Source organism: Yersinia hibernica, from assembly GCF_004124235.1.
GTDB lineage: Bacteria > Pseudomonadota > Gammaproteobacteria > Enterobacterales > Enterobacteriaceae > Yersinia > Yersinia hibernica.
The window spans coordinates 1,453,992-1,466,380 of record NZ_CP032487.1 but is presented as its reverse complement, the minus strand read 5'-3'; the positions used below and the strand labels follow the sequence as shown (position 1 = coordinate 1,466,380).

The following is a 12,389-nucleotide window of genomic DNA, read 5'->3' as shown; positions in this document are numbered from 1 at the left end:
TTATGAAAGCACTAACACCACTCGGCCTTACCTTTACTTCCGGCATTTTCTCACAGATAAGAATTCTATTATCGGTCAATAACTGGCAAAATAAACGCTATTAAGAATTATTTAGATTTATGATGCTGCAAAGCGCTTTTCTTATTTTGTGTCGTAATTTCCCTCGGTAATTGTAAGGATGTCTGATGCTCCGCCGTTTCTTTTCTTATTACACCCCGTACAAAGGGCTTTTCTATCTGGATTTCGGCTGTGCTATTTTAGCCGGGCTGCTGGAGCTGAGCTTCCCGATGGCGGTAAAATTGTTTATTGATAAGCTGCTCCCTAACCAAGATTGGGTGTTGATAGTCTGGGCGGCGACGGGCCTGCTACTGATTTATCTCCTCAATACCGCGCTCATGGCGATAGTGAACTATTGGGGGCATGCTCTCGGGGTTGGTATCGAAACTGATATGCGCCGCCAGGCATTTAGTCATCTGCAAAAGTTATCATTTAGCTATTACGACAATATGAAAACCGGCCATATTATTACCCACGTCACAAAAGATCTGGAGGAAGTCGGGGAAATTGCCCATCACGGGCCTGAAGACCTTTTCATTGCGGTAATGACATTTATTGGTGCTTTTATTCTGATGGCATCCGTTCACCTGCCATTAGCCATGCTCACTATTATTATTGTGCCATTTATGACCTATTTGGTCAGTCGCTATGGCGCCCAAATGACCGACACCTGGCGGCGGCTATTTGGTCAGGTGGGGAATTTTAATGCCCGTATTGAAGAAAGTATTGGTGGCATTCGCGTGGTAAAAGCCTTCGCCAACGAATCCCATGAAAAGAAATTATTTGCCAAAGATAACGAAAACTACCGCACCACTAAATTGCGGGCCTACCGCATTATGACCACCAGCATGACCATGAGCTACCTCAGCACCCGCCTGGTACAGTTGATTGTGATGGTAGTCGGCACTTGGTATGTGGTTCATGACCAACTTAGCTATGGGGGTTTTGTCGGTTTCCTATTGTTAGTCGAGGTTTTTTTCCGCCCAGTTGCAAAAATAACTTCCGTACTGGAAAGTTATCCGAAAGGAATCGCGGGATTTAAACGATTTACTCAACTGATTGATACATTGCCCGATATTGTTGACCAACCTCAAGCGCGCCCGGTGGGTCATCTGCGCGGCGATATTTGTTACCAGAATGTCAGTTTCGGCTATTCACCACAAAACAAAATCTTTACTGACTTAAACTTGCAAATCCGTGCCGGTGAAACCGTGGCTTTCGTCGGGCCATCGGGGGCCGGTAAGACCACCTTGTGCTCATTACTCCCCCGCTTCTATGAGCTTGATGATGGTGTAATTACCATTGATGGGATTAATATCCGTGATATGACGCAACAATCATTGCGCAATAATATCGGTATCGTTCAGCAAGATGTTTTCCTATTCGGCGGCTCTATCCGTGAAAACATTGCCTATGGCAAGTTAGATGCCAGCGATGACGAAATTATGGCTGCCGCGCGCCAAGCCCGTTTAGACGAGCTCATTGACAGCTTGCCAGATGGCCTTGATACCGTGGTCGGCGAGCGCGGGGTGAAATTATCCGGTGGCCAGAAACAGCGCCTTTCCATTGCGCGAATTTTCTTGAAAAATCCGCCAATCTTGATTCTTGATGAAGCAACCTCGGCGCTGGATACGGCCACAGAACAAGCTATCCAACTCGCGCTGACTGAATTATCACAAGGGCGAACCACTCTGGTCATTGCTCACCGTTTAGCCACCATTCAAAATGCTGATCGCATCATTGTGGTTGATAAAGAGGGCATTGTTGAACAGGGTGACCATCACGAGTTACTTGCCCGCCAAGGGGCCTATGCCAAATTGCATAATGCTCAGTTCAGTGCCGCCTGATATACAGTAAAAACCCACCCGCAGATGGGCGCGAATGGTAAACTGGAGGAAAATTCCGCCAAAGCCATTCCATCGCGGGCTTAAATAGGGTACAAGGACGCCATGAAAATTCCAAAACGAATCCAACCGCTGGTTGATGACGGCTTGGTTGACGAAGTCATCCGTCGTTTAAAAAGTGGCAAAGAAGCTGATGTCTACGTTGTCCGTTGTGGGCAGGACATTCGCTGCGCGAAAGTTTATAAAGAAGCCGAGAACCGCAATTTTAAACAGGCAGTTCAGTATCAAGAAGGCCGTAAGGTACGTAATAGCCGCGATGCGCGTGCCATGGCCAAGGGGTCTAAATTTGGCCGCAAGCAGCAAGAAGAAACCTGGCAAACCGCCGAGGTGGATGCCCTGTACTTGCTTGCTAATGCTGATGTTCGTGTGCCACAACCTTATGCATGCCTCGACGGTGTGTTGCTAATGGAGCTGGTCACCGATGCTGACGGGCTTGCTGCCCCCCGGCTCAGCGATGTTCCCTTTAGCAAAGAACAGGCCCTGATTGACCATGGCATTATGATCCGCTATGTGGTTCGGATGCTGTGCGCTGGCTTGGTTCATGGCGACTTGTCGGAGTTCAATGTCTTAATTGACCAAGATGGCCCGGTGATTATCGACCTACCGCAAGCAGTCAATGCTGCGGCGAATAATAATGCTAAAGCCATGCTAGAGAGAGATGTGGCAAATATGACACATTATTATGGTCAATACGCCCCTGAGTTACTTGGCAGTCAATATGCCAAAGAGATGTGGGCGCTCTATGAAGATGGCAAGTTGTATCCTGAGACCCCATTGACAGGCGAGTTTGCAGAAAGCACGCAAGCCATTGATGTTGAAGGTGTACTGGAGGAAATTCAGGCGGTCATTGCTGAAGAGCAGGAGCGTCTACGCGAGGCGCAAGACCCTTACTGATCAGAGCTAAATCATCAAAAATAGCAGGTGGGTGAAATACCGGTTGGGGTTATTTCACCCGACCGGGTTTGGTTCACCCTCAGCGCCACCAAATATACTGTTAGCTATCTCAACATATAGCGTACGGCCATATTATTTATCCGAGCCATTAAAGCTGCGGCAAGCGGTTCCATCATTGATGAACTGTGATTTGTCAGGCGAATGCCTCAGCAATTTACCACCGACTAGCTCAGCAACTCCACCTCAACCCGGTTTTTCCCTGCGGTTTTTGCCCGATATAGTGCTTTATCCGCCGCATTTGACAAATCTGTCGCCAACAGGAGTTCACCCGGATAAGAGACTGACGCCACACCAATACTGATGGTCACTCGCCCATGAGGTGACATTCCATGAGGGATATCCAGCTCCTCGATCGAGCTGCGCATGCGCTCGGCAACAGCTTTGGCATCTGATAACGTGCTTGGTGCAAGCAAGACAATAAACTCCTCCCCACCATAGCGAGCCAGAATATCTGAACCACCCCGGATAGATTTTGATAATGTCTCAACAATGGATTTCAAGCAGACGTCCCCCATGGCATGCCCATAAAGATCGTTAAAACTTTTAAAGTTATCAAAATCAATCATCAACACTGATAGGGTGCCGCCCTCGGCATAACTTTTCTGCCAAATGCGTTGGTAGATCTCATCAAAATGGCGGCGATTCGCCACTCCCGTCAACACATCAGTTTGTGACAAGGCTTTTAAGATAGATTCTGACTGCTTAAGTTCTGTAATATCAAAAAACGATCCATACCAGATAACCGAACCATCATCTTGTCGGGTCGGGAAAGATTCGCCATGGAGCCAATGTGTCCCTTTGCCCGGCAGCACAACCCGAAAATTACAGCTCCAGACCGATAAATTCTCCTTAGAGGTAGCAACGGCCTGTTCCAGCATTTCCATATCGTCAGCATGAATACGGTTAAATAGCGGATTCTGCACTTTCGGTACCTGCAAAACATCGGCGGGCGAAAGGCCAAATATGGGTCTTATTCCCTCACTGCAATAACTAAAATAAGAATCCCCTTCAGGATTCAAATAGTAAGCATAAATCATCGCTGGCAAGTTTTTAGTCAACTTGTCCATCATCTGCTGATTTTTTTCCAGTTCCATCAGTAAGTATTTTCTTTCCGAAACATCAGCGATAACACTGATGTAACCCACAACATTAGCATCCTCAGATGTTATTTCATGGATACTCAGTGTACCCCAAAAACGTTGGCCATCTTTACGTTGGTAGCACCACTCACTGACCTCACGCCGATTAAGCAATAAAGAATTCAGTGTGGCTTGGGAATTACCGTTTTCAGGAATATGTAATATCTCTGAAATAGGCTTCCCTAGAACTTCATCCTTAGAATAGCCGAACATCCTTTCGGCACCGGCATTATATATTGTAATGCAGTTATCTAAGTCTGTTGTAATAATTGCAATCTGCTTCTCTGCATTCAACAGTGCATCCAATTGAAGATTAGATAATTTATTTTTCTTGTTCTCTCTCTTCACTGGCCCACCCTTTTGACTTTTACCAAATATTTTCTTGGAGAAAAAACCCAAGCAATTATGATAAAAAGAAAGTAAAGACATAAAGATAAATCACCCATTATTCAATAGCAAAAAAATACAACCAACCTATTTTAGATTATCAACAATCACATTGTGAATTATAACATATGACAAGGGGTCAGTGTAGACTTGCACTGACAGCATCACTGGACTCGATAAAATCAGACATTCAACTTGATAATATCATTACAAAATTCACCAAGAAAACTGAGTCATCAATCCGTTATAGTCATCATGATTTATGTTGAACAACCGGAGCGAAAATGAAGACGTTATTTATGATATGCATCTCCGCAATATTACTTTGCAATGCTACCGCTGGCTATGCAGCACAAAATGCTGAGAAAGAGATGCAGAAACCGTCAGGTGAAACCTGTAAACGCCCACCTGAGCCCCCTAAAGATAAAAATGGCCGCCCGTTGCCGCCACCTAAAGAGAACAATAATAACCATGCGACTAAAGGCCAGCCTCCTCATGATGGCGAACCGCTATGCCCACCACCACACGATAATAAAAAACCATAATACTGAGAAACCACTTTTTCAGTATTGAGAATATTTACATTGTCGCAGATAAAAAAATGACATTTCATCTGCGACATTACTATTTATTTAACATGCAAATATATTTTTTAAAGTAATTTAACTTATCTCTATTCTGGAAAAATATAAGCTTATGGTTCATGCTAAATATCGGGTAGAAATTTTCATTTCTTACTTGCTTTATTGGATGAAACAAAACAGATTGATAAGGAATAAATTATGCTTTCTAAATCATTAGGTCATATCTCCATTGCAGTCTTATTGTTTACAACTATCCCCCCATTATTCGCCTCCTCAACCACCCCGGCAGAGATGACCTGCAAGGAATTTCTTGACCTTAACCCAAAAAGCATGACACCTGTCGCCTTCTGGATATTGAATCAAGATACTCAATATAAAAAAGGCGACAATGTCGATTTTCAGGAGGTCGATACTATATACACCCCTAAAATAATTGATATCTGTAAAAAGTCACCAGAGAAAAAAGTATCTGATGTGAAGAAAGATATTTCCACGCCAGCTAATAAATAAATGTAATATTATTCATAGCCCCGCCACAGTTAGGAGGGGCTATTGTTATTTTTTTGATTATTATTGGAGGTCATCATGCTCAAGCAAAAAATTTTGTTGCTATCATTACTGACATTACCGCTCGGCCAAGCATTCGCTCTTGATTGCCAAAAAGCGGTAACACAGCAGGATATGAATCAATGTGCAAATTCTGATTATAAAAAAGCCGATGCCGAACTCAATCGTATTTATAAAGAAGTTCTCGACAAAACATCTAGCGCCCAAAGGCCATTATTAAAGAGCGCACAATTGACCTGGATAAAATATCGTGATGCCGATTGTACATTCCAAACATCAGCCACCGAGGGCGGTTCAGTACACCCCATGATTATTTCCGCTTGCCTGACCCATAAAACCGAAGAGCGCACAACACAGTTGAAATCATTCTTAAACTGCCCTGAGGGGGATTTAAGTTGCCCGCTATAATTTCACTCAATCATATGCGCTCGCGATGATTAACGTTGTCGCATCACCGAGGGTGTTACTCCATACGCTGCTTTAAAACAATGACTAAAGTGGCTGGCAGAGCTAAAACCACACTCTAAAGCAATATGGATAAGTGGCATCAAGCTGTGTTTTAATAATTGTTCCGCACGCGACAAGCGAACTTTCAATACAAATTGGTGAGGTGCCAACCCGGTACTTTGTTTGAACATACGTGCGAAATGGAATTCACTCAGCCCGGCCTGTTCTGCAAGGTCTGACAATAACAGCGGTTGTGCAAGATGAGCATCGATAAACTCCTTTACCCGCTTTAATACCACCGGAGCCAAACCACCACGAAAAGTTGGCATTGCCCACTGTAACTGAGTGTAATTCTTGAGTAAATGGGCCATCAGCAGTGTTGCCGCACTGCTGAGTGCTAAATGATTTGCACGCTCTTGCCAGTCACAGTTCAATAAAAACTGGCGATATAACAGGGTTATTTGCGGATCATCAGCAAAAATGCGCTCATCAACCTGAATAGATTGAGGGCTACGTTCCCAGATTTGCTCTGCCAATAAGCGCAAATGTTTATCGGTACAATACAAATGCACGAATGACAAATCATCTCGCACATCCCAGCTCGATAAACTGCCCTTTGGCATAATGCAAAAACGGTCAGGTCCACCACCATTCTTCCAACCAGCCCGCGTTTTGTGATAGCACTCATAGCCATCTGCAACATACAAACTCAGAGTGTGGTGATCCGGGCTTTCTTGCGTAATGCAGTCATCGCGATTTGACCAGGCCGCTAGTTGAATACCCGAGCCAAGTTGCACGCAATCATGCAAACGCGCTTTATGTTCTCTAAGGGTTTCAAAGGCTTGGTACCGTTCCAACATCACACTGACTTCCTGTTATAAAGCTGATGTCGTCAGTTTAATGACTTGCCATGCAGCAAACCATATTTTCCCACTGTTTATCTTAAAAATGCGCAAGATTTTGCAATTTATAGCAACTCACTGAAATCTGTCCCAGCCAATCAGGTAGATACTGATACTTTTAGACGTGATGAGATATAACTATGAGTACACTGCTTTATTTGTTGGTTGTATTGATTTGGGGGACGACATGGATTGCGATTACCCTGCAACAACAAGGAGATGTGGCTATCACGGTGTCTATACTTTACCGATTTGCACTGGCAGCCGGCATCATGATGATTTTTTTGCTGCTAGTACGTCGCTTGCGCCCTCTCGCGCTAGGTGACCATCTGTTTTGTGTCATCCAAGGATTCTGCGTCTTCGCCTTCAATTTTTACTGTTTTTATCATGCGGCGGCTTACATCAGCAGTGGCCTGGAGTCCGTTATTTTCTCCATGGCAGTTTTATTCAATGCTATCAATGGCATGATTTTCTTTCGCCAACGTCTTAGTCCTAACCTCGTGCCCGCCAGTATTTTGGGGATGGTAGGTATTGTGGCCTTATTCTGGCAGGACCTTACCGCAACTCAAATAGCGCCCGAACTACTGAAAGGGGTCGGCCTGAGTCTACTTGGGACCTACGGCTTCTCGCTGGGTAATATGATAAGTAGCCGCCACCAGCGCCGTGGGCTGGATATTCTGTCAACCAATGCTTATGCCATGACCTATGGCGCGGTACTAATGGGGGTATTCAGCTTAATTCAGCAGCACTCTTTTACTGTTGAACTGACAGCCAGTTATTTTGGCTCATTACTGTATCTGGCTATTTTCGGTTCTGTTATTGCCTTTGCCGCTTATTTCAGTTTGATTGGTCGTATTGGTGCCAGTGGTGCAGCTTATAGCACCTTGTTATTTCCTTTGGTTGCGCTAACCATATCAACTTTCTATGAAGACTATCACTGGCACCTGAATGCTATTATCGGTTTACTACTTATCTTACTGGGTAATTTGGTTATGTTCGCCAAACTTGGCATGGTGCGGTCCTGGTTTAAACGACCATCACTGGAATAATCCCCATGACCGCTGAGTGTGCGCTGAATCAATAGGCAAAAATGCACCCCAATTGTGAGGTGCATTTTATCTTATTACACAATCAGCTTATAACTGTGATGCTTTCTGGCGATGACTCAAAGAGTTCACATTATGCCGATCTTCCTGCTTACCAATCCCTAGCCGGTAAACTGCCAAGATCATCACTGAACCGACCAAGGCAATAGCACCTAATAAATACAAGCCCGCAACCGAAGAGTTAAATGTATTCTCTGCCCACACCCGAATATTCGGCGCAACAAACCCACCTAGGTTTGCTAGCGAGTTAATTAAGGCAATACCGGATGCGGCGGCGGCACCTCCTAAATATCCGGTTGGGAAAGTCCAGAATATCGGTTGCACTGCCAGTAAGCCCGCACATCCAATACACAGCGCAATAAAGGCCAGCAATGGTGTTCCTGCTAACACTGCTGAACCGGCTACCCCCGCAGCCCCAGCAAATAAGGTTAAAGATGCGACCCAACGGCGCTCACGAATAACTGTTGAAAAATGTGGAATATAGTAAGCGGCAATTAACGCACATAACCATGGAATACCGGTCACGACGCCAACTAAGAATCCCACTTTTGTCCCTAAAATATTCGCCACTTGTGTTGGCAGGAAGAATGCAATCCCATAAGAACCAACTTGAATGGTAAAGGCAATCAGACACAGGAAGATAACTTTCGGGTCCAACAAAGCCTGTAAAATACTTTTAGGCCCATGATTCAACTTCTCGTGTTCTTCCGCAGCCATGGTTTCACATAATACATCCCGCTCCTGTGGAGTTAGCCAAGTACAGCGTTTATCTGAAGGACGGTCATCAAGATAAAAATAAGCCCAAACCCCAACCAATATTGTCAGCAAACCGGTTATCAGAAACATAATTTGCCAACCGTGCAGGCCAAACGCCCCATGCATTGATAACAAACCGCCTGATAAAGGCCCGCCAAGAATAAATGCCAGCGGCGGCCCAAACCAGAAGAACCCTGCTACCTTAGCGCGTATATTAATTGGGAACCAAAATGTCAGATACAGCATGACACCGGGCATAAAGCCTGCCTCACATGCACCTAATAAAAAACGGAGTACATAGAAGGTGATTTCTGAGTTAACAAACATCATGAGGGATGAAATAGCCCCCCATGTAACCATAATTCGCGCCAGCCAAATACGTGCACCATATTTAAACATAAATATATTACTGGGCACTTCGAATATGGCATAGCCAATAAAGAATATACCAGCACCAAAGGCATATGCTGCATTACTTAACCCTGTATCCAACTGAAAAGTATCTTTCGCAAAACCTATATTCGCCCGGTCAAGATAGGCCATGATATACATCATTGCCAGAAAGGGTAATAATCTCCTGACTGATTTTTTTATCGCTAACGATAGCAATTCGCTTTTATCGTTTGGTGACATTTGCCCACTCCTCAATCATTTTTATGATGGCAAAGCAGCCTTCCATAGAAAATAATATATTGTTATAAAAGGGAAACTGACTTAGCCATGCCATTCTTCGCCATGGGGGTATTCAAATCGGGCCAGTGATTCTTCTCTCATTGTGACGCTATAACCCGGTAATTTGGGTGGCATATAGCGACCACGATTAATCGTAATGGGCTCGACAAAGTTCTCATGCAAGTGGTCAACATATTCCAGCACCCTTTTATCTAATGATGCTGACACCGCGATATAATCAAATAACACAATATTCTGCGAATATTGGCATAACCCCACTCCGCCCCCATGAGGACAAACAGGAATATTAAATTTGGCAGCCAATAATAATACCGCCAAAACTTCATTCAGCCCCCCCAGTCGCGCAGGATCTAATTGGCAAAAATCAAGACTGCCGGCCTGGAACATCTGTTTGAACATGACTCGATTATGCGCATGTTCTCCGGTGGCAACACCAATAGGTGCAATACGTTGGCGAATGGCTGCATGGCCTAAAATATCATCTGGGCTAGTAGGTTCTTCAATCCACCAGGGATCAAATGCCGCTAATCGGCGCATATTTTCAACCGCCTGATCAACATCCCAAATTTGGTTGGCATCCATCATCAGTTTATAATCCCAACCCAGCTCTTCACGCAAAATAGTAGCTCGGCGAATATCCTGCTCTATATCGGCCCCCACTTTTTGTTTCAAATGCGTCCAACCATCCGCCACCGCCTGCCGCGCTAATGTCCGCATTTTTTCTTCAGAGTAGCCGAGCCAACCGGCTGCGGTGGTATAACCGGGGAAGCCATCACGCAACATTTCTTCTTCGCGCTCGGCTTTGGTGGTAGACACTTTTCGCAGCATTGTAATAGCTTCCTCCGGCGTCAGAACATCTGTCAGGTAGGTGAAATCAACACAATTAACCAATTGTTCTGGCGACATATCTGCCAGTAATTTCCAGACCGGTTTACCTTCTTTTTTCGCCCACAGATCCCAAATAGCATTAATTATCGCGGCAGTCGCCAGGTGAATAACCCCCTTTTCCGGACCAACCCAACGTAATTGACAATCACCCGCGACCAATTCATGCCAATAGCTGCCGAAATTGGCGGTAATATCTTCCAGATAACGGTCTTGAACAAACAACGCAGATAATGATTTTACTGCTTGTACGCAGAGTTCATTACCACGACCAATAGTAAAAGTTAGGCCGTTCCCCACTAAATCATCATTGGCATCTGTTCTTAGCGTGACATAGGTCGCAGAATAATCCGATATGGCATTCATAGCATCTGAGCCATCCAGATTTTTAGAAGTAGGAAAGCGAATATCTTTGACTTCAATATTAATTATTTTGCTTTTCATCTTATTCCTCGGTTTAAAAATAGTCATTACATACTGTCAATACATTAAAGATGTACTTGTATCGAAAACATTCCCTGGCAGGCTAAATTATCGATATGAATACCGGACTTCTATACTGCTTAATTAGAATTAACTGATGATAAATCCATAATAAATTCTGTACTGTACTTTTCTAGTGGCGCGGAAAAGGCCATTGCAACATTAATGTTATTAATCATCAGCCAATGTGGAAATTTATTTTTAATAATACCTGTGCGTCACTAAATTTGAGCTGCCATTAATTCCCCTTTTCACTTTTGCTAATATATATGTCCATCAACTGATTTTGAGGATAGTGGGATAAATATCTACTTCATGTTTTTTATGACAGATTCGTGCGGTATCTACTATTTTGCTGTTTTTAATCTGCTTTTAACCTGCTTTTTATTGGTTTTTAATTCTTAAAAAGTAGACTAAAAATCAAGACAAATAAAAATTTAACCTTTAATTTCAATTAACTGCTATAAATTTTCAGTTGTCAGCATTCACTTCCTTTGCTGCTTTTGAAAGTAAAATCAATCTGTATATTGGCTGATAGAATGCATCATGGACTGTTTTGCAGTATCCAGATGCTGGCGTAATTCGCGCATTGCATTGAGATCATTGCGGCAAATCAAAGCACTTAAAATAGCCATATGCTCCTCAGTAGCAATGATATTTCTTTGTTTTAAATCCACCTCATCCCATTGATAATGAAAGTGAAATATAACTGATATAATCTCAAGAGACTGATTGAAAAAAGGGTTTTCCGCCGCAGATAAAATGAGCGTATGAAATGCTTGATCGAGTTGTGAAAAGGTTCGGTAGTTATCACCTATTGTTTCGCGCAATTGGCGATGACGTCCCAATAACTCTTTAGCTTTTAACCAACGCTCATCATCCGCCGGGAGATTCATAAAACGATTGAGTGCATGAGTCTCCAACATTTCTCGCAATTCAAATAGCTTCTCCGCATAGTTTTTATCAAATTTTTTCATTCGCCACTGCCCCCGGCGAATACTCTCAATCAGATTATACCGGCAAAAACGCAACAAGAATTCGCGTACTACAATCGGGCTGACCATAGCTTCACGCGCCAGTTGTAGCTCTGAAAAATTATCGCCAGCACGTAATTTTCTCTGATTAATCATATGGAAGAATGCACGCTCGAAAATTCTAGTTTGCTCCTCAATAGGCTGGCTAACACTGTCAAAGCCATCCATTTCATTCGGGTCACGCACAATAAGATAATTTCCATTCACTTTTTCCAGCACCCCACGTTCATGCAAATAACTCAGGGTGTGATTCACGGTCGTGCGGCTAATATTATACATTTCCGCCAGTGCAGCTTGGGAGGGTAATGGTGACAAAATATGCCCCTTACTTATCCCATCGATGACCTGATTGATCACATTATGGCGGAGATTTTGGGTTCTACTCATCATAACTCCTATGGTTTTTTATTCATTTAAAACTAATTTAAAGCTGAATAGTCAGCACTAGTTCACAAATAACAGCATTGATTTATCCGGGCCGTGCTTTTTTA

At 43.7% G+C, this 12,389-nt stretch carries 11 protein-coding genes; 6 read left to right on the top strand and 5 right to left on the bottom strand.

What is annotated here, in order from left to right; genetic code table 11:
- The first annotated feature begins 185 nt into the window (after window positions 1-185).
- Both D5F51_RS06790 and D5F51_RS06785 read left to right on the top strand, forming a co-directional pair.
- Window positions 186-1,904 carry an ABC transporter ATP-binding protein gene (locus tag D5F51_RS06790; RefSeq protein ID WP_129195964.1) on the top strand — a complete coding sequence of 573 codons (1,719 nt, stop codon included), beginning with the start codon at window positions 186-188 and terminating at the stop codon, window positions 1,902-1,904.
- Between the two features lie 102 nt (window positions 1,905-2,006).
- On the top strand, window positions 2,007-2,855 hold the full coding sequence (locus D5F51_RS06785; protein ID WP_025378563.1) for a PA4780 family RIO1-like protein kinase: 849 nt from the start codon (window positions 2,007-2,009) through the stop codon (window positions 2,853-2,855).
- Between the two features lie 224 nt (window positions 2,856-3,079).
- On the opposite strand, the gene D5F51_RS06780 is transcribed toward D5F51_RS06785, so the two are convergent.
- On the bottom strand, window positions 3,080-4,483 hold the full coding sequence (locus D5F51_RS06780; RefSeq protein WP_162301705.1) for a sensor domain-containing diguanylate cyclase: 1,404 nt from the start codon (window positions 4,481-4,483) through the stop codon (window positions 3,080-3,082).
- A gap of 242 nt (window positions 4,484-4,725) precedes the next feature.
- Here D5F51_RS06780 and D5F51_RS06775 point away from each other — a divergent pair, with 242 nt between their 5' ends.
- From D5F51_RS06775 to D5F51_RS06765, 3 genes are all read left to right on the top strand, one after another.
- The gene (locus D5F51_RS06775) at window positions 4,726-4,986 is read left to right on the top strand and encodes a hypothetical protein (protein WP_129195962.1); all 261 of its coding nucleotides are present in this window, start codon (window positions 4,726-4,728) and stop codon (window positions 4,984-4,986) included.
- Window positions 4,987-5,223: 237 nt separating this feature from the next.
- Window positions 5,224-5,535: an acid-activated periplasmic chaperone HdeB gene (gene hdeB / locus D5F51_RS06770; protein WP_025378566.1), complete on the top strand. Its 312-nt coding sequence runs from the start codon at window positions 5,224-5,226 to the stop codon at window positions 5,533-5,535.
- Between the two features lie 75 nt (window positions 5,536-5,610).
- The gene (locus D5F51_RS06765; RefSeq protein WP_129195961.1) at window positions 5,611-6,000 is read left to right on the top strand and encodes a lysozyme inhibitor LprI family protein; all 390 of its coding nucleotides are present in this window, start codon (window positions 5,611-5,613) and stop codon (window positions 5,998-6,000) included.
- 29 nt (window positions 6,001-6,029) lie between these two features.
- Here D5F51_RS06765 and D5F51_RS06760 read toward each other — a convergent pair whose 3' ends face one another.
- Window positions 6,030-6,899: a helix-turn-helix domain-containing protein gene (locus D5F51_RS06760; protein ID WP_129199237.1), complete on the bottom strand. Its 870-nt coding sequence runs from the start codon at window positions 6,897-6,899 to the stop codon at window positions 6,030-6,032.
- Between the two features lie 182 nt (window positions 6,900-7,081).
- Here D5F51_RS06760 and D5F51_RS06755 point away from each other — a divergent pair, with 182 nt between their 5' ends.
- Entirely contained in the window at window positions 7,082-7,990 is a 909-nt protein-coding gene (locus tag D5F51_RS06755; RefSeq protein WP_129195960.1) for a DMT family transporter, read from the top strand.
- Between the two features lie 87 nt (window positions 7,991-8,077).
- On the opposite strand, the gene D5F51_RS06750 is transcribed toward D5F51_RS06755, so the two are convergent.
- From D5F51_RS06750 to D5F51_RS06740, 3 genes are all read right to left on the bottom strand, one after another.
- The gene (locus tag D5F51_RS06750; RefSeq protein WP_025378570.1) at window positions 8,078-9,436 is read right to left on the bottom strand and encodes an MFS transporter; all 1,359 of its coding nucleotides are present in this window, start codon (window positions 9,434-9,436) and stop codon (window positions 8,078-8,080) included.
- Between the two features lie 81 nt (window positions 9,437-9,517).
- Window positions 9,518-10,825, bottom strand: a complete 1,308-nt coding sequence (locus tag D5F51_RS06745; protein WP_129195959.1) for an enolase C-terminal domain-like protein — start codon at window positions 10,823-10,825, stop codon at window positions 9,518-9,520.
- A 554-nt stretch (window positions 10,826-11,379) separates the two neighbouring features.
- Window positions 11,380-12,285, bottom strand: a complete 906-nt coding sequence (locus D5F51_RS06740) for a GntR family transcriptional regulator (RefSeq protein ID WP_025378572.1) — start codon at window positions 12,283-12,285, stop codon at window positions 11,380-11,382.
- Between the last annotated feature and the right edge of the window lie 104 nt (window positions 12,286-12,389).